This is a genomic window from Bacillus sp. UNC69MF, assembly GCF_000746035.1.
GTDB lineage: Bacteria > Bacillota > Bacilli > Bacillales > Bacillaceae > Bacillus > Bacillus velezensis.
In genome coordinates, this window is sequence record NZ_KN050798.1 from 995,678 (window position 1) to 1,021,331 (window position 25,654).

29 protein-coding genes are annotated in these 25,654 nt (G+C 45.0%); 23 read left to right on the forward strand and 6 right to left on the reverse strand.

Going from position 1 to position 25,654, the window contains the following annotated elements:
• Positions 1–37 precede the first annotated feature (37 nt).
• The 6 genes from BR62_RS0116785 to BR62_RS0116810 all read left to right on the forward strand — a co-directional run bounded on the left by BR62_RS0116785 (position 38) and on the right by BR62_RS0116810 (position 2,046).
• A complete protein-coding gene (locus BR62_RS0116785) occupies positions 38–547 on the forward strand; it encodes a TlpA family protein disulfide reductase (RefSeq protein ID WP_014418022.1) in 510 nt (169 codons plus the stop codon).
• 78 nt (positions 548–625) lie between these two features.
• Positions 626–751 carry an FbpB family small basic protein gene (locus tag BR62_RS0116790; protein ID WP_012117651.1) on the forward strand — a complete coding sequence of 42 codons (126 nt, stop codon included), beginning with the start codon at positions 626–628 and terminating at the stop codon, positions 749–751.
• Positions 752–814: 63 nt separating this feature from the next.
• A complete protein-coding gene (locus tag BR62_RS0116795; RefSeq protein WP_003153977.1) occupies positions 815–961 on the forward strand; it encodes an acid-soluble spore protein N in 147 nt (48 codons plus the stop codon).
• A 24-nt stretch (positions 962–985) separates the two neighbouring features.
• On the forward strand, positions 986–1,228 hold the full coding sequence (tlp, locus tag BR62_RS0116800) for a small acid-soluble spore protein Tlp (protein ID WP_007410320.1): 243 nt from the start codon (positions 986–988) through the stop codon (positions 1,226–1,228).
• 86 nt (positions 1,229–1,314) lie between these two features.
• Positions 1,315–1,731 (forward strand): YbgC/FadM family acyl-CoA thioesterase, encoded by a 417-nt coding sequence (locus BR62_RS0116805; protein ID WP_003153973.1) that lies wholly within the window; start codon positions 1,315–1,317, stop codon positions 1,729–1,731.
• 15 nt (positions 1,732–1,746) lie between these two features.
• Positions 1,747–2,046, forward strand: a complete 300-nt coding sequence (locus tag BR62_RS0116810; RefSeq protein WP_007410319.1) for a hypothetical protein — start codon at positions 1,747–1,749, stop codon at positions 2,044–2,046.
• A 34-nt stretch (positions 2,047–2,080) separates the two neighbouring features.
• Here BR62_RS0116810 and BR62_RS0116815 read toward each other — a convergent pair whose 3' ends face one another.
• Positions 2,081–2,368 carry a HesB/YadR/YfhF family protein gene (locus BR62_RS0116815; RefSeq protein ID WP_007410318.1) on the reverse strand — a complete coding sequence of 96 codons (288 nt, stop codon included), beginning with the start codon at positions 2,366–2,368 and terminating at the stop codon, positions 2,081–2,083.
• A gap of 88 nt (positions 2,369–2,456) precedes the next feature.
• The gene (gene plsY / locus BR62_RS0116820) at positions 2,457–3,038 is read right to left on the reverse strand and encodes a glycerol-3-phosphate 1-O-acyltransferase PlsY (RefSeq protein ID WP_007410317.1); all 582 of its coding nucleotides are present in this window, start codon (positions 3,036–3,038) and stop codon (positions 2,457–2,459) included.
• 151 nt (positions 3,039–3,189) lie between these two features.
• On the opposite strand from plsY, the gene BR62_RS0116825 reads away from it, so the two are divergent.
• From BR62_RS0116825 to parC, 3 genes are all read left to right on the forward strand, one after another.
• Positions 3,190–3,597, forward strand: a complete 408-nt coding sequence (locus BR62_RS0116825; RefSeq protein WP_007410316.1) for a CoA-binding protein — start codon at positions 3,190–3,192, stop codon at positions 3,595–3,597.
• A gap of 423 nt (positions 3,598–4,020) precedes the next feature.
• Positions 4,021–5,988 carry a DNA topoisomerase IV subunit B gene (gene parE, locus BR62_RS0116830; RefSeq protein ID WP_007611767.1) on the forward strand — a complete coding sequence of 656 codons (1,968 nt, stop codon included), beginning with the start codon at positions 4,021–4,023 and terminating at the stop codon, positions 5,986–5,988.
• Between the two features lie 2 nt (positions 5,989–5,990).
• Complete coding sequence (gene parC, locus BR62_RS0116835; protein ID WP_012117653.1) at positions 5,991–8,414, forward strand: DNA topoisomerase IV subunit A; 2,424 nt, start codon at positions 5,991–5,993, stop codon at positions 8,412–8,414.
• 52 nt (positions 8,415–8,466) lie between these two features.
• Here parC and BR62_RS19970 read toward each other — a convergent pair whose 3' ends face one another.
• Positions 8,467–8,592, reverse strand: coding sequence for a hypothetical protein (locus tag BR62_RS19970; RefSeq protein WP_003153957.1), 126 nt, complete (start codon positions 8,590–8,592; stop codon positions 8,467–8,469).
• Between the two features lie 24 nt (positions 8,593–8,616).
• Complete coding sequence (locus BR62_RS0116840; protein ID WP_003153956.1) at positions 8,617–8,970, reverse strand: hypothetical protein; 354 nt, start codon at positions 8,968–8,970, stop codon at positions 8,617–8,619.
• A gap of 376 nt (positions 8,971–9,346) precedes the next feature.
• On the opposite strand from BR62_RS0116840, the gene BR62_RS0116845 reads away from it, so the two are divergent.
• The 14 genes from BR62_RS0116845 (at position 9,347) to BR62_RS0116910 (ending at position 22,341) form a co-directional block, all read left to right on the forward strand.
• Positions 9,347–10,765 carry an alanine/glycine:cation symporter family protein gene (locus BR62_RS0116845; protein WP_007410311.1) on the forward strand — a complete coding sequence of 473 codons (1,419 nt, stop codon included), beginning with the start codon at positions 9,347–9,349 and terminating at the stop codon, positions 10,763–10,765.
• Positions 10,766–10,964: 199 nt separating this feature from the next.
• Positions 10,965–11,921: a sugar kinase gene (locus BR62_RS0116850; protein WP_032871576.1), complete on the forward strand. Its 957-nt coding sequence runs from the start codon at positions 10,965–10,967 to the stop codon at positions 11,919–11,921.
• 29 nt (positions 11,922–11,950) lie between these two features.
• Complete coding sequence (locus BR62_RS0116855) at positions 11,951–12,970, forward strand: zinc-binding alcohol dehydrogenase family protein (protein ID WP_032871577.1); 1,020 nt, start codon at positions 11,951–11,953, stop codon at positions 12,968–12,970.
• 13 nt (positions 12,971–12,983) lie between these two features.
• Positions 12,984–13,619, forward strand: coding sequence for a bifunctional 2-keto-4-hydroxyglutarate aldolase/2-keto-3-deoxy-6-phosphogluconate aldolase (locus tag BR62_RS0116860; RefSeq protein ID WP_032865994.1), 636 nt, complete (start codon positions 12,984–12,986; stop codon positions 13,617–13,619).
• Position 13,620: 1 nt separating this feature from the next.
• Positions 13,621–14,697 (forward strand): mannonate dehydratase, encoded by a 1,077-nt coding sequence (uxuA, locus tag BR62_RS0116865; protein WP_032871579.1) that lies wholly within the window; start codon positions 13,621–13,623, stop codon positions 14,695–14,697.
• Positions 14,694–15,530: an SDR family oxidoreductase gene (locus BR62_RS0116870; RefSeq protein WP_007410158.1), complete on the forward strand. Its 837-nt coding sequence runs from the start codon at positions 14,694–14,696 to the stop codon at positions 15,528–15,530. Before uxuA ends, BR62_RS0116870 begins: the two co-directional genes overlap by 4 nt.
• 83 nt (positions 15,531–15,613) lie before the next feature.
• Positions 15,614–16,615, forward strand: coding sequence for a substrate-binding domain-containing protein (locus BR62_RS0116875; RefSeq protein WP_020955884.1), 1,002 nt, complete (start codon positions 15,614–15,616; stop codon positions 16,613–16,615).
• Between the two features lie 74 nt (positions 16,616–16,689).
• The gene (locus BR62_RS0116880; RefSeq protein WP_032871580.1) at positions 16,690–17,961 is read left to right on the forward strand and encodes an MFS transporter; all 1,272 of its coding nucleotides are present in this window, start codon (positions 16,690–16,692) and stop codon (positions 17,959–17,961) included.
• A 118-nt stretch (positions 17,962–18,079) separates the two neighbouring features.
• The gene (locus BR62_RS0116885) at positions 18,080–18,895 is read left to right on the forward strand and encodes a hypothetical protein (RefSeq protein WP_025284796.1); all 816 of its coding nucleotides are present in this window, start codon (positions 18,080–18,082) and stop codon (positions 18,893–18,895) included.
• Entirely contained in the window at positions 18,892–19,500 is a 609-nt protein-coding gene (locus BR62_RS0116890) for a DUF4166 domain-containing protein (RefSeq protein WP_032871582.1), read from the forward strand. Before BR62_RS0116885 ends, BR62_RS0116890 begins: the two co-directional genes overlap by 4 nt.
• On the forward strand, positions 19,494–21,122 hold the full coding sequence (locus BR62_RS0116895; protein WP_015239942.1) for a YndJ family protein: 1,629 nt from the start codon (positions 19,494–19,496) through the stop codon (positions 21,120–21,122). Before BR62_RS0116890 ends, BR62_RS0116895 begins: the two co-directional genes overlap by 7 nt.
• An 89-nt stretch (positions 21,123–21,211) precedes the next feature.
• Positions 21,212–21,430, forward strand: a complete 219-nt coding sequence (locus BR62_RS0116900; RefSeq protein WP_012117666.1) for a hypothetical protein — start codon at positions 21,212–21,214, stop codon at positions 21,428–21,430.
• 220 nt (positions 21,431–21,650) lie between these two features.
• Positions 21,651–22,058, forward strand: a complete 408-nt coding sequence (locus BR62_RS19390; protein ID WP_231559591.1) for a hypothetical protein — start codon at positions 21,651–21,653, stop codon at positions 22,056–22,058.
• Between the two features lie 13 nt (positions 22,059–22,071).
• Positions 22,072–22,341 (forward strand): hypothetical protein, encoded by a 270-nt coding sequence (locus BR62_RS0116910; RefSeq protein WP_014418037.1) that lies wholly within the window; start codon positions 22,072–22,074, stop codon positions 22,339–22,341.
• A gap of 268 nt (positions 22,342–22,609) precedes the next feature.
• Here BR62_RS0116910 and BR62_RS0116915 read toward each other — a convergent pair whose 3' ends face one another.
• Positions 22,610–23,746: an alpha/beta hydrolase gene (locus BR62_RS0116915; protein ID WP_032871585.1), complete on the reverse strand. Its 1,137-nt coding sequence runs from the start codon at positions 23,744–23,746 to the stop codon at positions 22,610–22,612.
• 255 nt (positions 23,747–24,001) lie between these two features.
• On the reverse strand, positions 24,002–25,501 hold the full coding sequence (locus tag BR62_RS0116920; RefSeq protein ID WP_032871586.1) for a cellulase family glycosylhydrolase: 1,500 nt from the start codon (positions 25,499–25,501) through the stop codon (positions 24,002–24,004).
• Between the last annotated feature and the right edge of the window lie 153 nt (positions 25,502–25,654).

Sequence of the window (25,654 nt, forward strand, 5' to 3'; positions counted from 1 at the left end):
AGTCTGCTTTCTCTCTTTTTATGCGGGAGGCCTCAAGATGCTTGCGAAATGGCTGGGCGGAATATTACTTATCGGGTTGTTAGTGTATGCGGGCTGGAACATTTATTCTGTACAAAAAAGTCCGAAAGAAGGGACAGAAGAAGGGATGAAAGCCCCTGACTTTACACTTGATACATTGTCAGGAAAAAGTATCTCCCTTTCTGATTATAAAGGAAAAAAAGTGCTCCTCAATTTCTGGGCGACGTGGTGCAAGCCGTGCCGAATGGAAATGCCCGATATGCAGGAGCTGCAGAAAGAATATCCTGATATTGCGGTAGCAGCCGTTAATTTTACATCCTCTGAAAAAAATATACAGGCTGTGAAATCATTTGCTGATCATTATCAGCTGACCTTTCCTATTCTGATTGACAAAAGCGGAATTAACGGAGATTTCAACGTGCTTTCTTATCCGACAACATACATATTAGACGAAAAAGGAACCATTCAGCACATTCGCGTAGGCACGATGACAAAAAAAGAAATGAAAGAAAAACTGGATCTCAAATAGAGGTTCAGTTTTTTTATTGTGAAGGGCTTAGGTTTTGAAAAATTGGAAAAAATGAATGAAAACACGGAGGTGAGAAGATTGAAAAAAATGCGAAAACGTTCTTTTCATGAATTGGTTATGGAAAATAAACGTGAGCTGATGACCAATACGGAATATTTGAATCAGCTTGAAGAAAAGCTGGAGCAGCGTTTCAAACAAAAATAACCTTTAATTTGCAGTCATGTTTGCACCTCCTTTTGCAAAATATACTCTTAAGGAGGGATGAACATGGGCATAAACAAGAAAGACGGCCAACCGCAATACGCTCCGAGCCACTTAGGGACAAAACCCGTTAAATATAAACGCAACAAAGGGGAAAAGTTTCATGACAAGTCAAACGGACATCCGATTGTCATGCAGACGAAAGGCGAATAACATCATCAAAGGAGAGCAGACATTATGACAAACAATTATCAAAAACCGAATCCGGATGACCGTTCCGATAACGTTGAAAAGCTGCAGGATATGGTGCAGAATACAATTGAAAATATAGAAGAAGCCAAAGAATCAATGGAATTTGCGACAGATGAGGAAAAACAGCGCATTCAAGAGAAGAATGCCAGACGCAATGAGAGCATTGAATCGTTCCGCAGTGAAATCCAGGATGAATCGGCTGCAAGAGAAAACGGCTATCAATCATAATAAAAACCAGGGAAACCTGGTTTTTTTCTCTTTCCGGCTCGTTGTGATAAAATGGGGCTAATCTGATAATAAGGGAGCAGAGAACGTTGCATGTGTCAAAAAAAGAAATAGAAGTGCGTTATGCGGAAACAGATCAAATGGGCATCGTCTATCATGCCAATTACTTAGTCTGGATGGAGGTCGGCAGAACGGCGCTGATTAAGGAACTCGGATTCCTTTACAAGGATATGGAAGACAGAGGAGTGCTGTCCCCTGTATTGGATATCAGCATTTCTTATAAAAAGCCGCTCCGCTACGGAGAAACGGCTGTCGTACATACTTGGATTGAAGAATATAACGGATTTAAAACCGTTTACGGCTACCACATCTATAATCCGGATCAAGAACTTGCCATCAAAGCGACATCCTCTCATATATGCGTTGATAAAGAGAGCTTCAAACCGATTCAGTTTCGCAAGGCTTTTCCTGATTGGCATGCCGCTTACGAAAAGGCAAAAAAATAAGGAGCGGCTGCAGTTATGGCATTTGGAATTACGCGTAAGGAACTGGAAAGATGGAAGCGGGATGTATCGGAAGGGAAAATCGCTTTTTTAACGCATTACTGGCTGGACGACCGCTTTCCGGAGGCTAAGACCGTGACGAAGGCCGGTTCAAGCGATCTCAATAAACTGATCAGATGGGGAGCGGAGTACGGGCTGAAGCCGGAGTGGATTCACCATAAAAATGAATTTCCCCACTTTGACCTGCTCGGTGATACGCAAAGAAGCATATTAGAAAAAGAACATCTCACTGATCATCTCAAAAGGTTCAGGCTGTAAAAAAAAAGAACGCATCCGCTGCGTTCTTTTTTTCTTACACGTAATCAAATACCGGCTCTTCTGCCTGATCTGAATATGTGACTGACAAATCGTGATTATCAAAGTACCATAAGTCGCTTTCTTCAATAAAAAAGGTAATGCCTTCAACTTCCGTGCTGGTGCCGATGTTCATCGGCCGGTCTTTTAAAATGCCGAGAGAAAAGCCTTTCTGAACGTTGCTGCATCCCCCGTAACGGACAAAGAAACGGACATGGTCGCCTGTTTCCAGATCGAGCTCTTCTTTGTACCAATCCAGCGCGCCTTTCGTTACTTTCATGTTCATCCGGAACACTCCCTTTTTGTTTCTCATATAAAGAAATTATCTCTATTATAAACGCATATGGCATTTTGATGTCAAAATTGAAGTTTCATCAAAACCATTTGATCTTCGGTTCTGTTTTGTTTATAATCCGTTTGATGTTTGCCCTGTGTCTGTAGATAACAAACGCGGTCAAGAGCGTCACTACGACTAATAAATAAGGGTCTTTTACAAACAGACAGTAAATAATCGTATAAATCCCTGTTAACATTGAAGACAGAGAAACAAATTTCGTAAGGAATAAAAATACGAAAAATACTGCAACCATCGTAACGAATAACAGCGGAGCATAAAACAGCAGGACGCCCCCTGATGTGGCTACGGCTTTGCCTCCCTTAAACTTTGCGAACACGGGGAATACATGGCCGATTACTGCTGCCACCCCTGCGAGAAGAGGATGAATGGGGACGTGCAGTAAATATGGGAGCGCCGCGGCCAGGGTGCCTTTTAAAATATCGGCTGCGATGACAACAGATCCCGCTTTAACGCCAAGCGTGCGAAAAGCATTTGTAGCGCCCAAATTGCCGCTTCCGTGTTCTCTAATATCGATCCCTTTCGCAAGTTTGCCTACGATTAAACCTGACGGGATGCTGCCTATTACATAGGCCAAAATAATCAATAAAGCAATCAACATCTACATTTCTCCTTTTCAATGTCCCTTCACTCTATTTTAACACGAGTTGTTACCGTCTGATGACAAGTTTTTTGAGAATTAAGCTGACAAAGCGCTTTTTTTGATTCCGGCGAAGCGGTCATGTACAATATATCAAAAGGAGATGGTAAAGATGCAAAATCCTTCAAAATCAGAGATTAAAGAAATTCTGGATCGGAGCAAACGGATCGCAGTCGTCGGGCTGTCAGACCGTCCCGACCGGACTTCTTACATGGTTTCCAAAGCGATGCAGGATGAAGGGTATGAAATTATTCCCGTCAATCCAACGATTGATGAGGCGCTTGGCGTTAAAGCCGTCGCTTCATTAAAAGACGTGGAGGGACCGATTGATATCGTGAATGTGTTCAGACGCTCTGAGCAGCTTCCCGGCGTCGCTGAAGAATTTTTACAGACGGACGCTCCCGTTTTTTGGGCGCAGCAGGGCCTTGCAAATGAAGAAGCGTATCGCATGATTACAGACAAAGGACGGACGGCTGTTATGGATTTATGTATAAAAGTCGCCCGCGCTGTTATAAAATAGGAACAAAAAAAGCAAAAATCCTTGGCAAATCAGGGGTTTTTGCTTTTTTATTGAAAGAATACTCTTTGCGTATGATGATGAAACAGATACAATAAAGCATGAACAGCTTTTTTAGAAACCCCTTTATACAGGGGTTTACAGTCTGTTTGCGATGGCCCGCATAAAGCTATATAATAGAAAGCGAACTCATGTTCTTATTCGCCGAAAAGGGCACCAAAAAGATGAAAAGCCGTTCGAATGTATGTCTTGCGGCCTAAAAAACGAGCCATTCGCTTAAATATGTTGCGAAATCAAGCATATTGGTTATAATTGTGAGTCCGAGGAGAATTGGACCGAAGCTTGCGCATACTGAAAAACAAAGACATGAAAACATTTAAAAAAGAGAATGATTAAGAGCAGGTTTTTTGAAAGGGGTTTGTACGTTTGGCTAGAAAACAGCAATTTGATTACAACGAAGATGCCATACAGGTGCTTGAAGGCCTGGAAGCCGTCAGAAAACGACCGGGAATGTACATTGGTTCGACGGACGCACGCGGCCTGCACCATCTGGTATATGAGATCGTCGACAATTCCGTCGATGAAGTTCTTGCCGGCTACGGAGATCATATTATCGTAACGATACATAAGGACAACAGCATCTCCGTACAAGACAGAGGACGCGGAATGCCGACCGGGATGCATAAGCTCGGAAAGCCGACGCCGGAAGTTATTTTCACCGTGCTGCATGCCGGGGGGAAATTCGGACAGGGCGGCTATAAAACAAGCGGCGGTCTGCATGGTGTCGGCGCATCTGTCGTAAACGCATTATCGGAGTGGCTGACAGTTACTATTGAGCGTGACGGATATGTTTATAAACAGCGGTTTGAAAACGGCGGCAAGCCCGTGACTTCACTTGAAAAAATCGGAACGACCAAAAAAACGGGAACGCTTACCCATTTTAAACCTGATCCGTCAATGTTCAGCGCAACGGTTTATAATTTTGACACGCTGTCAGAACGTCTGCGCGAATCGGCTTTCTTGTTAAAAGGCTTGAAAATAGAATTAATTGATGAACGGAACGGCGTAAAAGAAGTATTTTATTATGAGAACGGAATTGAAGCGTTTGTCGCTTATCTAAACGAGGAAAAAGACGCTTTATGCGAAGTGGTTTCCTTTGAAGGCGAGCATCATGACATTGAAGTCGATTTCGCGTTTCAGTTTAATGACGGGTATTCAGAAAATATGCTGTCATTCGTTAATAACGTCAGAACAAAGGACGGCGGCACCCACGAATCAGGAGCCAAAACGGCAATGACAAGAGCGTTTAACGAGTATGCGCGAAAGGTAGCCCTTTTAAAAGAGAAAGACAAGAACCTTGAAGGCGCCGATATCAGGGAAGGTTTGTCCGCAATCATTTCCGTGCGTATCCCGGAGGAACTGCTGCAATTTGAAGGCCAGACGAAAGGGAAGCTTGGAACAAGTGAGGCGAGATCCGCCGCGGATGCCGTCATTTCCGAGAATCTTGCTTATTTCCTGGAAGAAAACCGCGATACAGCAACCCTGCTTGTCAAAAAAGCGATTAAAGCAAGCCAGGCCCGTGAAGCGGCCCGTAAAGCGAGAGAAGAAGCGAGAAGCGGCAAAAAACGCAAAAAATCAGAAGCGACGCTGAGCGGAAAACTCACACCGGCCGGTTCCAGAAATCCGGCGAAGAATGAATTGTATCTTGTGGAGGGAGACTCTGCGGGAGGTTCTGCAAAACAGGGAAGAGACCGGAAATTCCAAGCCGTGCTGCCCCTTCGCGGAAAGGTCATCAACACAGAGAAAGCAAAGCTTGCAGACATCTTCAAAAATGAAGAAATCAATACGATTATTCATGCGATCGGAGGCGGTGTCGGCGCAGATTTTGAGATAGACGACATCAATTATGACAAGATCATCATCATGACGGACGCGGATACCGACGGCGCGCACATTCAAGTCTTGCTGTTAACGTTTTTCTACCGCTATATGAAACCTTTAATCGAGCACGGAAAAGTCTTCATCGCCCTTCCGCCTCTTTACAAAGTGAGCAAAGGAAGCGGTAAGAAAGAGATTATTGAATATGCTTGGTCCGACGAAGAAATGGACGGCGTTTTAAAGAAAGTCGGCAAAGGGTATACCATCCAGCGCTATAAAGGTCTGGGAGAAATGAACGCAGACCAGCTCTGGGAAACGACGATGAATCCCGAATCGCGAACGCTCGTCAGAGTCAAGATCGACGATGCGGCACGGGTAGAGCGCCGTGTAACGACATTAATGGGAGACAAAGTAGAACCGAGAAGAAAATGGATTGAAAAAAATGTTGCCTTCGGATTAGATGAGGAAAGCAATATTTTAGAAAATGAAAACTTGTCGGTCGCTGAGGAGGTTTAATAGTGGCACAGCCAGAATTATTTCATGATTTACCGTTAGAAGAAGTAATCGGCGACCGTTTCGGACGCTATAGTAAATACATTATTCAAGACAGGGCGCTGCCTGATGCTCGTGACGGTTTAAAGCCGGTGCAGCGGAGAATTTTATACGCCATGCACGCAGACGGAAATACTTTCGATAAAAATTTCCGTAAAGCGGCGAAAACGGTCGGAAACGTTATCGGTAATTATCATCCGCACGGTGACAGCTCCGTTTATGAAGCGATGGTGCGGATGAGCCAGGATTGGAAAGTGCGGAATGTCCTGATTGAGATGCACGGCAACAATGGAAGCATTGACGGTGATCCGCCGGCTGCCATGCGTTATACGGAAGCGAGATTATCTTCTATCGCATCAGAGCTTTTGCGTGACATTGATAAAAATACGGTTGAATTCGTTCCGAACTTTGATGACACTAGTAAAGAACCGGTTGTTTTGCCCGCCATGTTCCCTAACTTGCTTGTCAACGGATCAACCGGGATTTCAGCGGGCTATGCGACTGATATTCCCCCTCATCATCTGGGTGAGGTCATTGATGCCGTCATTAAACGGATTGAATCTCCGGATTGCACCGTCGATGACTTGATGCAGGTGATTAAAGGGCCTGACTTTCCGACAGGAGGCATTATTCAAGGAGTCGACGGCATTCGGAAGGCTTATGAAACCGGGAAAGGCAAAATTATTATCCGCGGCAAGGCTGAAGTGGAATCCGTAAGAGGCGGACGGGAGCAGATCGTCATTACAGAAATTCCGTTTGAAGTAAACAAAGCCAATCTCGTAAAGAAAATGGATGAATACCGCATAGACAAAAAAGTCGAAGGCATTTCTGAAGTCCGGGATGAAACTGACCGCACGGGGCTTCGGGTGGTCGTTGAGTTAAAGAAAGAAGCCGATGCAAAAGGCATTTTGAATTTCTTATATAAAAACACTGATCTGCAGACAACTTATAACTTTAATATGGTCGCCATACATAACCGCCGGCCGATGCTGATGAGTCTTACGGCCATCCTGGATGCGTATATTTCCCACCAGAAGGAAGTGGTGACAAACCGCTCCGTCTTTGAATTGCAAAAAGCAAAAGAGCGGCACCACATCGTTGAAGGACTGATGAAGGCACTGTCTGTGTTAGATGAGGTCATAGCCGTCATCCGGGCAAGCAGCGACAAGAAAGATGCGAAACAAAACGTAATGTCTAAATTCACATTTACGGAGCCGCAGGCCGAAGCGATCGTATCCTTGCAGCTGTATCGTCTGACAAACACGGATATTACGGCGCTAAAAGAGGAAGCGGAAGAGCTCAGCAAGAAAATTCAGGAGCTCGAAGCCATTTTAAGTCATGATAAAAAGCTGTTAAAAGTCATTACAAGCAGCCTGAAAAAATTGAAAAAGACCTATGCTGACAGCAGACGGTCTGTCATTGAAGAAAAGATTGAGGAAATTAAAATCAATCTTGAAGTCATGGTAGCCTCTGAGGACGTATATGTGACAGTCACAAAAGACGGCTATGTAAAACGAACAAGTCAGCGGTCATTTGCCGCTTCTAACGGCCAGGATTTCGGTATGAAGGATACTGACAGGCTGATTCACCAATTTGAAATGAATACAACGGATGTTCTCCTGCTCTTTACCAATAAGGGAAGCTATGTTTATTGTCCGGTTCACCAGCTTCCCGATATCAGGTGGAAAGACATGGGGCAGCACGTAACGAACATCATCACGATTGACCGTGATGAAACCATCGTGAAAGCTATACCGGTAAAAGAATTTGATCCATCTTCATATTTATTGTTTATGACGAAAAACGGCATGGTGAAGAGAACTGAAATGACGCATTACAAAGCGCAGCGTTACTCGAAAGCGCTTGTTGCCCTTAACCTTAAAGGGGACGACGAGCTGATTGATGTTCATGTCACAGACGGCGGCAGCCAGCTGTTTATCGCCACCCGCCTCGGGTACGGTTTATGGTTCGGTGAAGATGAAGTAAATGTAGTCGGTGCCCGTGCGGCCGGCGTAAAGGGCATAAATGTAAAAGACGGTGATACCGTCGTATCAGGACAAATCCTGCATGAGACAGATTCGCTTGTCCTTGTCACACAGCGGGGAGCAATCAAGCGGATGAACCTATCTGAATTCGAAAAAACATCCAGGGCGAAGCGCGGTGTCATCATGCTGCGTGAGCTTAAAAAGAACCCGCATCGCGCAGTCGGCGTATTCGCGTGCGCTTTAGCCGACATGATCGCTGCGGAAACAGAAAAAGGCGAGAGAATTGAAATCGCCGTGAAGTCCTTGCGGGCGAATGACCGATACAGCAACGGCTCCTTCTTTACCGATGAAGATGAGACAGGGCCGGTAACAGATGTATGGCGTATCCCCGCGTCTGATGTTTAAGAGTAAAAATAAAATAAAAAAACCTCCGCTCATTGAGCGGAGGTTTTACTATTTAGCTTTCATGGCTGCCGAATAAGTCAGTGATAGCGTGAATGACTTCGATTCCCTGCCATACAAATAAATTCAATGCAGTGAATGAAAATAACCCTAAAATCACCATTCGTAAGATAAACAACATGTTTAACAACCTCCTCATTTTATGTTACATAGATAGGCGATGTTGAACATGAAGCTCATCGAAATAAGAGGACTGATAAAATTTAGCGATTAAAAAGCTTTTCTTTCGCTGTCTTCTCCGGGAAGCGGGGCGTCTCCTGTCTGATATCACGATCAGTGAGACAGAAGCGGCAAAAAGCGCCGTCAAGATATATGAGCCCGTCAGCGATTTTTTCTCATCATCAGCATTTTGGCCGGCCTTCATTTCGTGCATTTCCTGCTGGTCGGCTACCGCTTTAAAATGATGAGCAGTATCAAACGCATGGGGAATGGAGAGCAAATGAAAGCTTGCAATCGCTAAAAATAAAATAGAAGCTTTTAAAAACAAGATTTTTTTCAAATGTTCTCCCCCCTTCATAAGTCTGAATATTTTTATTATAATACCCTAATTTAAATGTAAAGTAAACATATTTATTAAATTTAAAAAAATATTATCCTGGTTAAGTATATACCATTCCATCCATCTTTTCATCTCTTTTTTCTTAAAGACCTATTTGTTATGATATGCACGCATTCCTTATGACGTGACAACATTTTTCAGGCTGTAAGATAAAAAACGGGGCATGACAGCAAAAGACGTGATGAAGAAACCGAAACATTTTCTTAAAAAAACTTCTCAACCACTGTTGTTGTGATATAATAATACTCGTTGTGTTAAAAGATCTAACATATGCAGCAAAAATGACAGTAAAAGATATGTAAAAGGGAGGTTAAACATGGAGGCTTTCATCAGTGAAATCATAAATGTTCCAAATGATTTTATTTGGAAGTATCTTGTTTATATTTTAGTCGGGATCGGATTGTACTTTACGTTCCGTTTTCGCTTTATTCAATTCCAATACTTTATTGAAATGTTCAGAATCGTCGGGGAGAAGCCGCAAGGGAATAAAGGAGTGTCTTCAATGCAGGCATTCTTTATCTCAGCCGCTTCTCGTGTCGGAACCGGAAACTTGACCGGCGTCGCGCTGGCGATTGCAACAGGCGGTCCCGGCGCAGTATTTTGGATGTGGATCGTAGCGATTGTCGGTATGGCTTCCAGCTTTGTGGAAAGCACCTTGGCGCAGCTGTATAAAGTGCGTTCCGGTGACGAATTCCGCGGCGGTCCGGCATATTACATGGCTAAGGGACTGGGCGCCCGCTGGCTCGGTATTTTATTCGCCGTATTGATTACCGTTTCTTTCGGACTTATCTTTAACGCCGTGCAGTCAAATACGATTTCTGTCGCGTTTGACGAAGCATTCCATGTGAATAAAACAGTTATCGCAATCATTTTAGCTGTATTAACGGCTTTCATTATATTCGGCGGTCTGAAACGTGTTGTTTCCGTTTCGCAATTAATCGTTCCGGTCATGGCGGGTATGTATATTCTGATCGCGCTGTATGTCGTGATTGTAAATATTACAGCGGTACCTGAGCTGTTTGTTACGATTGTGAAAAATGCGTTCGGTCTTGAACAGATCGTCGGCGGAAGCTTAGGAAGCATCATTATTATCGGAGCGCAGCGCGGCCTGTTTTCAAACGAAGCGGGTATGGGAAGCGCGCCGAATGCCGCAGCGGCTGCACATGTGTCGCATCCGGCTAAGCAGGGATTAATTCAGACGCTCGGCGTGTTTTTTGATACATTTATCGTTTGTACATCGACTGCCTTTATCATTTTATTGTACAGCTTTACGCCTAAAGGCGACGGCATCCAAGTGACACAAGCCGCGCTGCAGCACCACCTCGGCGGCTGGGCCCCGACATTTATTGCGATTGCGATGTTTTTATTCGCATTCAGTTCAGTTGTCGGCAACTATTACTATGGTGAAACGAATATTGAATTTATTAAAACAAGCAAAACATGGCTTAATATTTACCGCGTATTCGTTGTAGTGATGGTGGTATACGGATGTTTGGCTGACTTCCAGATCGTCTGGGATATGGCAAACTTGTTTATGGGACTGTTGGCTCTCATTAACTTAGTGGCAATCTTACTGCTGAGTAATGTAGCCTACAAGATCTATAAGGATTATGCCGCTCAGCGCAAAAAAGGTCTTGATCCTGTATTCAAAGCGGAGAATACCCCGGAGCTCAAGCATATTGAAACATGGGCGGAAGAAGAAGGTACAAGCCCCGAACGTAAGACTGCTAACTAAGGAAACATGCATACAATTTTCAAAAACCCCTTACATTTTGTTGTGAGGGTTTTTTCATGTGAAAAACCGGGTTATTTTTACCGAAAACAGTTTTTTGAATTTATTGTATTTTTCTCTTGCGTGTGTAAGGGTTTTCATATAAAGTTTTACTAAACCGGTTTACCAAACCGATTTAGTCTTAAAAGAAAGGAGTATTGATGTGGCTTCTGATTATGGCATTTTTACGATCGGTGATGCGATGATCACCTTAAATCCCGCAAGCACAGGACCTTTGCGTTTTGTTACCCATTTTGAACGAAAAGCAGGAGGAGCTGAACTGAATTTTGCGATTGCATGCGCCAGATTGAATCTGCACTCAAAGTGGGTCAGCAGACTGGGGAAGGATGAGTTCGGCAGAGTGATTTATCAGTTTGCCAAAGGAGAAGGAATTGATGTGACTGACGTCTCCTATGTTGAAGGCTTTCCTACATCTTTAAATGTCAAAGAGATCAGAAATGACGGTTCAGGCAAGACGTTTTATTATCGTTTCAATTCACCAATTCTGACTCTTGCACCGGAAGATATAACAGAGAATATGTTTGCCGGCATTCACATTGTTCATCTTACCGGTGTGTTCCTCGCGCTTGATAAGAAAAATCTTGAAATTGCTGAAAGGGTGCTTTCCATCGCCAAAGCAAGAGGGATTCCCGTATCTTTTGATCCGAATATCAGGCTGAAGCTGTGGACGATCGAGGAGGCGCGTGCGGCATTTCATCAAATCTTTCCGCATACTGATATTCTTCTGGCGGGCCGGGACGAAATGAAACAGCTGACAGGTATAGGGGAAAATGAAGCATTAGCCCGGTTTGCAGAGACCTATTCAATCAGTCAGCTTGTCATAAAAGACGGTGAAGCAGGTTCTGCGCTGTATCATGATCATAAGTGGATTCACAAAGAGGCTTTCCCGGTTGCGCCTGTTGACACGGTAGGAGCGGGTGACGGCTTTAATGCCGGCTACCTGTACAGTTATCTGCATGGTTTTGAACCGGAAAAACGTCTGGAGTTTGCCAATGCGGTCGGTGCGCTCGTCACCACAGTTTCCGGTGACAATGAAGGGCTTCCCTATCTAGAAGAGGTTCTGTCATTTGTAAACAAAGAGACTGTGATTGAACGGTAGCAAGCACAACTTAAAAAGCGGGTGAGAAAATGAAAGCGGTTCTAGTACGGAAAGCATTTGATCTGGTGGTGACGGAATGTGAGAAACCGTCTGTTGTCCACGCGGATGATGTTCTTGTCAAGGTGAAGCGGGTCGGAATTTGCGGATCAGATTTGCATATTTATCATGGGACAAATCCGTTAGCGTCCCTGCCGAGAGTAATCGGACATGAAGTCACAGGGGAAGTCGCAAATACCGGTTCTCATGTCCGGCGTTTCAAGCCGGGTGACCGCGTAGTGGTTGAACCGATATCTTATTGCGGAACATGCTATGCCTGCCGGAAAGGACGTCCGAACGTCTGCAAAGCGCTTTCGGTGTTCGGCGTTCATGAAGATGGCGGGATGCGGGAATATATCGTGGTTCCGGAAAAGCAGCTGCATGCCGTTTCCCCCGATCTGGCCTGGGAGGAAGCGGTCATGGCAGAACCATATACGATCGGCGCCCAGGCTGTTTGGAGAGGCCGTGTCGAGAAGGAAGATACCGTTTTGATTCAGGGAGCGGGACCGATCGGAATCTGCATATTAAAAATGGCAAAGTTCAATGGTGCTACTGTCATGATAACCGACTTGAATGATGAACGCTTGGCATTCGCTGAAAAAAACGGTGCGGACGTTACCGTCAACGCGCAAAAAGAAGATCCCGTTTTGCGGGTGAACGAATGGACAAAAAAAGAAGGCGCCAATGTCGTCATTGATGCCGTCTGTCTCCCCTCAACGTTTGAAACGTCCATTGACGCGGTGTCTCCGGCCGGTCATGTGGTTGTGCTTGGTTTTGATGAGAGGACTGCCGGCATTTCTCAGCTTCCGATCACAAAAAAGGAAGTCACGATAACCGGTTCAAGATTGCAGACGAATCAGTTTCCGTACATTACAGACTTACTGAATAAAGGCCTGTTAACGCACGGCGGTCTTATTACACATACATTTTCAGCAGATGACGTCCATCAAGCATTTCAGTTGATCGAACAGCACCCGGACAAGGTGGGAAAAGCAATCATTACGTTTGATTAAAGGAGGAGCGAGAATGCTGCCTAAGTACGCCATTTACGAAAAACTTCTGCATGCACAAGTGGTGGCTGTCATAAGGGGACAAAACAGCCAAGAGGCGCTTGAAGTTTCAAAAGCGGCCATTTCAGGAGGTATCAGCGCCATTGAGCTTACATACACAACTCCTGAAGTGGAAGATGTCTTTAAGGAACTCCGGCATCAAGATATTCTTCTTGGAGCCGGTTCTGTAATGGATACAGAAACGGCGAGACACGCCATTTTATCAGGCGCCTCATTTATCGTCAGCTCTCATTTTGTAAAAGAGATAGCATCTCTATGCAACCAGTACAGCGTACCGTATCTTCCGGGATGCATGAGTGTGTCTGATATGGCTTTGGCCCTTGAAGCCGGATGTGATGTGGTAAAGCTGTTCCCCGCTAATTCGTTTGACCCTTCATTTATCAAGTCGGTCAACGGTCCTCTGCCGAATGTCCGCATTATGCCGACCGGGGGTATCTCATTAAACAGCATGAATGACTGGCTCTCTGCCGGAGCGGTCGCGGTCGGTGTGGGAGGCGACTTGACAAAAGCATATCAAAAGGGCGGCTATGAAGCTGCCGTATCCCTCAGCAAAGAATACGTCTGCCGAAAAAACGAATATACGGGGGTATAACATGAATATCACGTTTCGCTGGTACGGCCAAGGTAATGATACGGTGACTCTTGAACATGTCAGACAAATTCCCGGGGTCAAAGGCATCGTCTGGGCTCTTCACCAGAAGCCCGCAGGCGATGTATGGGAAAAGGAGGACATTGAAGCGGAAGTCAGATTCATTCAATCCTATGGGTTTCATGCAGAGGTCGTGGAAAGCGTGAATGTTCATGAAGCCATTAAACTCGGTCATGAAGAACGCGGACAATATATTGAGCACTATAAACAGACCATTCGCAATCTGTCCGAATTCGGCGTGAAAGTCATCTGTTACAATTTCATGCCGATATTTGACTGGACGCGTACCGATATGTTCCGCGCGCTGGAGGATGGGTCAACCGCTTTGTTTTTTGAAAAAGCGAAAGTGGAAAGTCTCCCTCCGGAGGAACTGATCCGCACAGTTGAAGAATCTTCCGATTTGACGCTTCCCGGGTGGGAGCCGGAGAAAATGGCCCGGATCAAGGAACTGTTTGAGGCCTATCAAACGGTTGATGAAAAACAGCTTTGGGCAAATCTAGAATTCTTTTTACATGAAGTCCTTCCTGTAGCGGAGGAACACGACATTCAAATGGCCATTCATCCGGATGATCCGCCTTGGTCAATTTTTGGCCTGCCCCGTATTATCACCGGTGAGAAAAGTTATGAAAAGCTGCGAGAGATTTCAGATTCACCCGCCAACTGTATTACGTTGTGCACGGGTTCGATGGGAGCGGATCCCGCCAATGATATGGTGAAGATCACCAAACACTATGCGGGAGCTGCGCCGTTTGCCCATATACGAAATGTGAAAATCTGCGATAACGGTGATTTTACGGAAACTTCGCATCTTACCAGTGATGGGTCCATTGATATTACCGGTGTGGTAAAAGAATTGCACGGCCAAGACTATAAAGGATATGTACGGCCTGATCACGGCCGTCATATCTGGGGCGAACAATGCCGGCCGGGTTATGGTTTATATGATCGTGCTTTAGGAATTATGTACTTGAACGGGCTGTGGGATGCGTTCTCGTCTCATGAGAAAGAGGTGAAGGGATGAGACCGATTCATGAACGTTTATCAGGAAGAACCGCTGTCATAACAGGCGGGAGCGGTGTTCTCTGTTCAGCAATGGCAAAGGAGCTTTCACGGCAGGGGATGAAAATTGCGATCGTCAGCCGGAATGCTGATAAAGCAGAGCGTGCGGCGGGCGAGATTGCTGACGCTGGAGGAACCGCGGTTTCTGTACCGGCTGATGTTTCAGCCCGTGATTCGCTCGAAAAGGCAAAAGACGAGATTATCAGCCGGTTCGGTTCTGTCAATCTTTTAATTAACGGAGCCGGGGGAAACCACCCTGATGCGATCACTGCCAGCGAGACGTATGAAGAGGATGAGCAGGGCACATCATTTTTTGATATGGACGAAACGGGGTTTTCCAGCGTATTTTCAACCAACTTTACCGGTGCATTTCTGGCATCGCAAGTGTTTGGAAAAGACCTTTTGAAGGCGGAATGTCCCGCGATTATTAATATTTCTTCTATGAGTGCGTATACACCGATGACAAAGGTGCCCGCCTACAGCGCGGCCAAGGCGGCGATTCAGAATTTTACGATGTGGATGGCTGTTCATTTCGCAAAAAAAGGGCTGCGGGTGAATGCCATCGCTCCGGGTTTCTTTTTGACAGCGCAAAACCGTGGGTTGTTATTACAGGAAGATGGAAGTCTGACAGACCGATCCAATAAGATTATGGCACATACACCGATGAAACGTTTCGGGAAACCGGAAGACCTTCTGGGAACGCTCCTGTGGTTTTCGGATGATTCATGCTCAGGCTTCGTCACCGGGGTCACCGTTCCCGTCGACGGAGGTTTTATGGCTTATTCCGGAGTGTGACAGAATCCATGTCCCTGTCAGATTGTAAACCATTTACTTCTGACTTATACTAGTGAAAAATGAAGACAGACGGGGATGAGTCTATGAAAACCATTACAATTTCTGATGTGGCGAAATATGCAAACGTATCTAAAAGCACCGTATCTCAATTTTTAAATCAGCGCTATGACTATATGAGCGAGAAAACGAAACAAAAAATAGAAGCGGCCATTCAAGAGCTGAACTATCAGCCGAATTTCGTCGCCCGCAGCTTAAAACAGAAATCAACATTTACGGTAGGTGTGGTGGTGGCTAATATTCTTCACACTTTTTCCACTCAGGTCATCAGGGCGGTGGAAGACTATTTTCATGAACAAGGATTTCATATTATTGTCTGCAATGCGGATGATGAACCGGAAAAAGAAAAGAAATATATTGAAATGCTGCGGGCTAAGCAGGTGGACGGAATTATTATTTTTCCGACGGGCGAAAATCTCTCTTTATATGAAAAGATGAAACGCGATACGTTTCCGGTCGTGTTTATGGACAGAACCATTGAAGAACTCGGGATTCCGACAGTGATGCTTGATAACCATCATGCAGCCGGTCTTGCCGTTGACCGGTTTATCGAGAGCGGCATTAAGAGAATTGCGATTATTACGACGTCCATTATTCGGGAAATCAGTCCGAGGGTAGAAAGGATTGAAGGGTATAAGAAGGCGCTTGACCGCCACGGAATGATGGTGCGGGACGAATATATCAAAACAGCCGATGCGGCTGATATTTCCAATGTTTTGTCAGAGTTGTTCTCACTTGAGGAGCCTCCGAAAGCGATATTGGCGGCAAACGATATCGTTCTTGTTGAGGTGCTGAAGTATATGAAGGAGCATGATATGACAATTCCGGATAAGGCAGCCGTCATCGGAATTGATGAAGTTCCTTTTGCGGGTTTTTTTACTCCTCCGATTACGACGATCGTCCAGCCTGCGGCAGAAATGGCGCGAAAAGCGGGAAGCCTTCTTCTTCGCCAGATACAAGAAAAAGATGGCGGTGAAAAACGGATTCACCGCTATAAACCGGCGCTGCTCGCAAGGCAATCCGGATAACCGGTTTCATTGCATAAACCGGTTTACTCCGGCAATTTAAATGTCTGAATATTATGAAATAAGAGGGGGATTATATGTTCTCAAAAGATAGATTCCCTATTATTCTTCTTTTATTTTCAGCCGGGGTGATTAACTATTTAGACCGCTCAGCGCTGTCTATTGCAGCGCCGTTCATACAGCAGGATCTCACATTGTCGGCAACCCAAATGGGGCTGATTTTCAGCAGTTTTTCTGTCGGATACGCTGTGTTTAACTTTCTCGGCGGTGTTGCATCTGACCGGTATGGGGCTAAATTGACATTGTGTACGGCGATGATCGTTTGGTCTCTTTTCAGCGGAGCGGTTGCGCTTGCTTTCGGATTTGTAAGTCTATTGATTATCCGTGTTTTATTCGGTATGGGAGAGGGGCCGCTGTCGGCTGCCATAAGCAAAATGGTCAACAATTGGTTTCCTCCGTCTCAGCGTGCCACGGTCATCGGCCTGACAAACAGCGGAACGCCGCTCGGCGGAGCGATCTCCGGCCCGATTGTCGGGATGATTGCTGTGGCGTTCAGCTGGAAAGTTTCCTTTGTCCTGATCATGATCATCGGTTTAGTCTGGGCGGTCATCTGGTTTAAATTTGTCAAAGAACGGCCGGCGCCGACGGAAGACGCCCCGGCAATGAAAGCGGAGATTCAACCGCATGAGCAGCATATCCCGATGACCTTTTATTTGAAACAAAAAACGGTTCTCTTCACGGCTTTTGCCTTTTTCGCTTACAATTACATCTTATTTTTCTTCTTAACATGGTTTCCGAGCTATCTGGTGAAAGAACGCGGTTTAAGTGTTGAATTTATGAGCGTGGTGACTGTTATTCCCTGGATTCTTGGATTTATCGGTTTGGCGGCAGGCGGAATGATTTCTGATTATGTATTCAAAAAAACCGCCGGAAAAGGGGTTTTGTTCTCACGGAAAGTCATTCTTGTCACTTGTTTGTTCGCTTCCGCTGTACTGATCGGATTTGCCGGACTTGTTACCACTACCGTAAGTGCCGTTATTCTCGTTGCTTTATCAGTCTTCTTTTTATATATAACGGGCTCTATCTATTGGGCGGTGATTCATGATGTGGTTGATCAAAGGAATGTCGGATCAGTCGGCGGCTTTATGCATTTTCTTGCAAACACGGCCGGTATTATCGGGCCTGCTTTAACCGGCTTTATCGCGGACAAAAGCGGATCATTCTCCGGGGCGTTTTTGCTTGCAGGCGGATTAGCCGTTTTGGCCTCGGCTGCGGTAATCCGTTTCGTGCGCCCGATTATCATTCAAACCGCTTCTGAAGATAAAAAAGACACGATACCTTATTCATAAGTTATCAAAGCCACTGAGGCTGTCCTGCAGATAACGGGATGGCCTTTTTGTTCTGCCGCTTGATCTGTTCCTATGATAATATAGGAATTGTTTACAAAAGAAGGGAAGAGGAGGGGGCATGAAACAGAAGCCGATATATGTCGAAATCAATATTGCATCTGATATAGAAACGCTTTGGGAATATACGCAAAACCCGCATCTTCATAAGGAATGGGATCTGCGGTTTTCTGACATTACATATCTTCATAGGCTGCCAGATGAACCGCAGAGATTTCTATATGAAACACGAATCGGTTTTGGGCTGAAGGTATCCGGCACGGGCGAATCAATAGGTGACATAAGGCCTCGCTCGTCAGAAAGAGTGTCTTCGCTCGCTTTTGCCTCTGATCATCCGCTGTCACTTATAAAAGAAGGCAGGGGCTACTGGAAGTATATAGAGCGGGATAACGGACAAACCGCATTTTTGACTCAATATCAATATGAAACGGCCCGCGGTCTGCCGGGAAGTTGGATAGACCGTTTTTTATTTCGTCCTCTGCTAAGCTGGGCTACCGCATGGAGCTTTGATGTGTTGCGGCTTTGGATAGAACAAAACAGACATCCGAAGATATCAGTCCGTTTCGGATTTGTCTATGTCTGTATGTGTCTCGTATTCAGTCTGTATTGGTTTTTTCAAGGCTTTCATGATGGCTGTGCCGATGCAGAGATCGTGAGGGGAGCGCTGGAGACAGGGTTAGGGGTATTATGGCTGCTTCCCATGCGGAGAAAGTGGCTGATTCACACCGGGCAGTCAGTCTTCTTTTGTGTAACGGCACTGCTATATTCCGGCGGCGGATTCGTGATCTCATTAGGGGTGCTTACGATAGCCGCAATGATTCTTAAGCCCAAGCTGCCGAGCGCCTGGCATACAAAACGAAAGAGAGAAGTGAAATGACGGATTCAATGTATGAAAAAGCGATTACTCATTATCAATCACTGCACCCGATGCTGCAGAAACGGTACAGATTTGACGGATCACGCACGTTTTGCGGAGAAGGAATTATGTCAGAAATAAAGGGAGGTTCTTTTCTTGTCAGAATGCTTTTAAAGACAGGTGTTTTTTTCAGATGTTTTTTCTCAGAGAGGGGAAACGATATCCCTTTCACTATCGAAAACAAAAACAGGCAAAATGGCGTGGAATGGAATCGTACCTTTTTCTTTAAAAGCAAAACGCGTTTTTTTGATGCCGTCATGGAATATGATGAGCGGGAAAACAGAATTCTTGATTACTTCGGCAAACCCCGCATCCTACTGTCTGAACTGCATTTAGAAGCGTCTTCAGACGGAGGGCTTGTTATTACATCCGGAAGGCAGTGGCTCCTGATAGTCGGAAAGAAAATCCCGCTTCCGGCATGGCTGTGCGGCAGTTCAACCGTTTATGAGGCTTATGATGAGGAAATGAATTGCTTCAGCATAAAGGTTTATGTGAAAAACCGGATACTCGGCACGCTTTTCTCTTACCGGGGGACTTTCCGTGAAACAGAGGGGGAAACATGCTGAAGCGTTATCTCATGGTAAGCGTGATTTGCTTTTTGGGATTTGCGGCGGCTGAAGCTCCGCATATATCAGCTGCTGAGACGTTTGTTTTATTTTCCGTACTTTTTTTCGTTCCCGCTGTATTCGATTTTGCTTTTCGGCCGTCAAAGACCTTAGAGAATGTGTTATTACGGAGTTATCCTGTTGCCGCTTTATGTGCGGTGCTTGCGCTTGTCACAGACTTCAGTTTTTTTGCCTTTGTGTGGCTCATTTATACGCTTGGGCTGGCACTGTATGCTGTCCGGCGGCTGATGAAAACAAATATTCACAGAACAGAAGAGATGTCTGTTATGGCGGGTTTCATTTATTTGGCCGGGGGCGGATTCTGGTTCTTCGCATATGTCCTTGAGATTCCCGTCATGAATTTCGGCCCGCTTATCGTTCTGCTGACGGCGGTGCACTTTCACTATTCCGCTTTCCTGATTCCGATCTTTAACGGATTGCTCGGCAGGATCATACGGGAGAAACGGGTTCTTTACAGATGGAGCACGGTCATTATTTTGATTTCGCCGATCCTTATTGCCTTGGGGATTACATTTTCAAAGACACTTGATGTGATTGCTGTCGCTCTGTATCTGGCGGGTCTGTATGTAAATGCATATCTCGTCTTTACGGCGCCGTTTGTTACGAAAACAGGCAGGATCTTGATCAGGAGTTCTTCGGCTGTGTTAATGATTACAATAGCTTTTTCTTTGATATATTCGTACGGTGTCTACCGCGAGGAGGCAACGCTCACGATCAGCCAGATGATTTGGATTCACGGGGCCGTCAATGCATTCGGCGTTATCCTGCCGGCTTTGGCGGGGTGGAGGTTGGAAAATCCGAGATCGTTTGATGAGGGCAGCGAAAGAACGTTCAGCCGTATTTACGGGAAGAGAACGATAGGCAAAGACTTTTTGACTGATATTCATGCAGCAAATGACATCCATTATACCGGCCTTCTGGATCAGATGAGAGAACTGCATTCTGAAGACTTTTCAACTCAAAAACTGGCGCCGGCCGTTAATTCCTTTTATGAAGAGACAATTGATTATGATATCATGGCAAAAGTGACGTGGAGCGGATGGTTTCGTCCGTTCGCGCGCGTGTACGAGCCGTTCAGCAGAAGAGCGGGGCAGATTCACCTGTCCATGAATCCGGATTGGTATATCATGCACAGTGATATTATAGGAGTTGACTCTGACAAAGACGGCAGAAAAAATGTCCGTGCGTGGATCAGAACAAATGAAAAGCAGGAAACCGTTTTTACTGCGCTGTATTCAGCGTACAGGGCAAAAGGGGAAGGATACATGAATATCTCTCTTCCGCTGCCGTACGGCCAAATGACGGGCATTTTAAAACCTTATGCGCGTAAGCAGAATCTTGTTTTGACAAGCAGACGGCGAAAAAGCGGAGCGGGTGATGAAGGGATTTATCTGCAGACGAAATGGGGGACGTGTCATCTTCCGCTGGCAGAGACATTTCTTATTTCAGCCCAGAGCGAAACAAGCCTGAAGGCCGTTCATCATATGTGGCTGTTCGGACTGAAATTTTTAACTGTGCATTATCGGATCACTCATGCTTCCGCAGGTAACCGAAGCAAATAACAAGCTGCAGCGCCGTCTGTTCATCAGGCGGCTTTTTCTCATCTACTTTATTTGCGAGCTATTTTGCGGCGGATGACACGAAAGGAGTCATGCGCTGGATCTCATTTATTCTCGTGTTAGCTCAGCTGTCAGGGATGAGCATGAGCGGTTATGTTGTCAGTGAATGGGGATGGCACGCGGCATTTTGGATCGGGAGCGGCCTCGGTCTTTGCCTGTCTTTCATGATTCGCGAAATGAAAATGACAGCAATGTTTGGCTTCACAATGGCGAGAAAGAAATCAGCTTGTTGTCTTTTCGTTTATGACTAAGCACGCACTGGCTCTGCTAGTGATAGGAACATTAGTTCGCAGGTGCGGAAACGGGTAACATTAAAGCTGTTTTACTTACTCGCATCCGTTTTTATTTTTATCATTCCTTTTACCGTCAGCCCGATGGCGCTTTATCTGGTCCAGGTTTTAATAGGTTTTTCACTCGGGCATTATTTTTCCTTTGCTGCTTGGAATGTCGATTGAGTCTGTTCCGGAAGACATGAGAGCAACATCGATGGGGGTGTACCAGGCGCTTTGTGCACTCGGTATTTTCGGAGAACCTTTAGCCGAGGGATTTTTTAATGATTGGCTGGGGCTCAGAGCCGGATTTTATTTCGCGGGGGTGCTCGGGCTGGCAGCTGTCATACTTGCTCATATGTGGGGAGCCGATGCAAAAACTCGTCGGAAAAAAGCAGGGAAGATGCGGCAAAGTATTATCAGACATGATTTTATTTTTTGTGTACGCTTTCAAAAAAGAAGAGATCTTATTCGGATAAAATCCATTCCAATATATGTATTTTTAGTGAAAGTAAGTATTCGATCTACAAAATATGACAAATTCCCTTTGTTCAAGATGGTAAAATCAGATTACCTGCTAAGTGAGAAAGCAGCAGGCAATAAATCATAAGGGGGCAATATTAATGTTAAAAAGTAAAATTAAAAAAATAGCCGGTGCGGCTGTAATTGCTGGAGCATTATTGGTTTCCGTGTCGCCAGCAAAAGCAGAAACTCTTCCGGGATTGATCTGGGTCATGGACAAATATACTGACGCTTTTAAATTCGACATGTTTATTAAAAACGGAAATGAAAAATGGGTTTATGTTTACACAAGATTATCCGATGGCAAAGTTGATGTGGAAGAAGTAAAGTGTGAAACAATTTATAAAGATCGATGCTATGTAAAGCAGTAAGAAATAAATACAAATCGTAAAACATCCTATTTTTTAATTCTGTCTCATCAACTAAGTATACTTAAGATAACGAGACAGGATTTTCATTGAAGATTTTACTTCCTAGAATATATATTATGTAAACTAGGAATGATGTAGAGAATATAAAAGTGGATCCATATTCTAAGAACATCCCCTTTTTGTAAGGTAATATTAAAAAACCTCTACGACCTTAATAAATTAAATTGGTCATAAAGGTTTTTCAGTTTGAGTATTTTAATCGGTTATGTCACATGTTGCTGGTCTTCTTGATCAAGTCCACGCCATCGTATGCCAGACTTTCCACACTTGCAGCCTTCTGCAGTATGTAATGATCAAAAAAGTTCTTCGTGTAGTCTGTAACAAGATTTCGCATCTCCATGGCATCCCGTTCACCTCTAAGTTCCTTATTCACACTGGTAAACACGATGTCGCAGTAATCTAAATGCGCAGCACGATCAACAGAGAAATAATAGGTATCCATGCTATTGTTAGCGCCAATGATCGCATTCATGTTATAGTTCGGTTCAGAAAACAGCAGCAAAAAGGGTTTCTTAATGTCGCTGCCCTGAAGGCCGAACGCACCGCTATCCAAGCCAATCCCGCAGGCGAACCGTTCGTCGTCCCGGCAAACAATCGCCGTCGTAGGCCCTCCATAAGAATGTCCGACTATGCCCATGCCGATGTCAAGCAACAATCTGCCCTTAAAGATGGAATTCAGCTCTCCAGAGTCCAGTTTGACAAGATAATCGGCTACATACCTTACATCTTCTGCCTGTAATTCACTATACTCTGTTAACTTGTCAAGTATCGGCAGTGTAAGCACGTTTTGGCACATCTCAATGGCAGTTTCATCGTCAGGACGCATCTCCATCTTACCAGCCAACGCCATCATCTCCGGATCTTCAGAAAACGCTATAATGACATCCGAAAAATCCTTTGATACATTAAACAGGCGCCCATCTTTACGCTTATACATCGTGCTATTCTGATGGCCGATGCTTACCACAATATATCCCATACTTGCCAAGTCTGTACAGATCACTGTACCCCATTCTGGAGAACTGCCCCCGCCGCAAACATAAAATAACACTGGATAGCGTTTTTCCTTCCCGGAGAGAGCAAGGTCGTCGTAACATTGGGTCTTGATATCTATAGTGTAAGCATCCTTCAACGCAGTGAGAAGCGGCTGCTCATCAAGCATTTCGCAGACTTCAGGAAACATGTACGTTGATGTAGTCTTCCCTTCGCTGCTGTCGGACGGATAGTACACAAACGCCGTCAGTTCTCTTTTTGTATGATCTGATGCCGTGTACTCAAAATCCATCTGGGTTCGGCCGACAGTATAGCCGCCAATTGGCTCCGGAAACGCGTCATACTTTTTCATTCTCTTGTTCCCCCTTACGTAATAAAAGTGGCGGATGTGAAATACACACATTGCGCTATAAACGCTTTTCAAAACTGTGAAACGATTACATCATATGTTCAGTGAATCATATCTACTCCTTGGCTTTCTTGAGATTGCTAACAACATTTGTACAGGCCCATATACTGTTTCAGAGTTTCATCCGCCACGTAAACCTCCTTGTATTGCTGTTTAAGATGACAAAAGCGGACATCGTTGCTGATGTCCGCCACTTAACTAATTGGGTTCTGTTCCCCAAACCAGTTTTCCTTGATGATATAATGTGATTTTTTTCGTTGTTTTAAACGTATTTGATTGGAAAAAGGAATAATCGCCGCTTTGTGCATAATTGCTCCAGTCATCATTGTGAAGACGAAGCTGAATATTCCCTGTGCTTGCTCCCGGTGACAGCGTTCCTGTTTTAAACCCCAGTTCCAGATAGGTATCTGCACCTTGCTTAGGTTTATGCAGCGTCACAAATTTGTGGGTCAGATTGCCGCATCCCATCTGCGCGTAGTCACAGTCAAAGTTTTGGCCTTTGTTTTTCGCGTTATACCAGTAACGGGCAGTGACATCTTTTAAATCAACCGTCGCATTGCCGTTATTTTTTATGTGAAGCTGCGGGCGGATTTGATTGCTGTTCACACGCCCATCCCCTGCTTTGTATTGTACAGAAACGCCTTTTTCCTGTGCGGGGTTATCTTGTGCTGGCGTTTCAGGGCTGTCCTTCGTTGAATCTTTAGTGCCGCGAATGTTTTCTCTTACGAATGTTCCTGAAGCAGTTAAATCTGTAAGCGGCCAGCCGCCTGTTTTAGATGCTCCTGGCTTTAACGCTGAGGATGATTCCTGCTTATCAGAAAGATTCCAGTTCACCCAGCTGATGTTCTTGCTGTCGAGATATTTCAGCCATTCCCGCGACTGGTCAAGGAATACACCGCCATTTCCAGACGCATCGCTTGTTCCCCATTCCGTCACGAAAATAGGCGCTCCTTTGCTGAGTGCGTAGTTTGCTTTATCCCGTAAAAATTGGCCATGTGTGCCGGCATAAAAATGAAGCGCGTACATGACGTTTGCATCTTTTAGCTGATCATCGGCTGCATCATTCACATCTTGGCTCCATGTACCGGTGCCGACAATGATGATGTTGTCTGGATCATTTTTGCGGATAACGGAAATCACTTCTTCCGCATACGGTTTAATATCACGCTTCCAGTTCACGTCACCGTTTGGTTCGTTTGCAATTTCATAAATGACGTTTGGCGTGTTTCCGTAAAGACTTGACATCTCCTTGAAAAATTCTTTTGCCTTCTCTTTATTTTGGTTTGGGTTGCCGTCATTTAAAATATGCCAGTCAATGATGACATATATCCCAAGTTCTTTTGCCGCTTCAACCGCTTCTTTTACTTTATTTTTCACGGACGGGTTGTCAATATAACCGCCATCTGCCGTATACATCGCCGCGCGGAAAACGGTTATGCCCCAATCGTCTCTCAGCCATTTTAAGCTGTCTTTATTGACGAAATCGCCATACCATTGCAATCCATGTGAACTGATCCCTTTCAGTTGTACCGCTTTGCCGTCTCGGTTTACGAGCTGTGTACCTTTTATGCTAAGCTGACCATTCTTGGCTACTGGCGTTTTTGTCCCTGCTGCTGATGCCGGCGAAGGCAGCAAGCCGCCCATTGTCAATACCGCAATCAATAAACACGTAATAAAAATAGAAATTGACCGTTTCATATCTGATCTTTTCCTCCTTCGCATCATTTTGGCTCTTTCTTATGAGCTCGAACTCATTGTAAAAATCTTTCTCATGATTGTCTATCAACCTAATTTCTTGTTTTTGGGAGGTGTAAAAGCCTGTCAATTTGCTCTATCTCTATTGAATAAGAC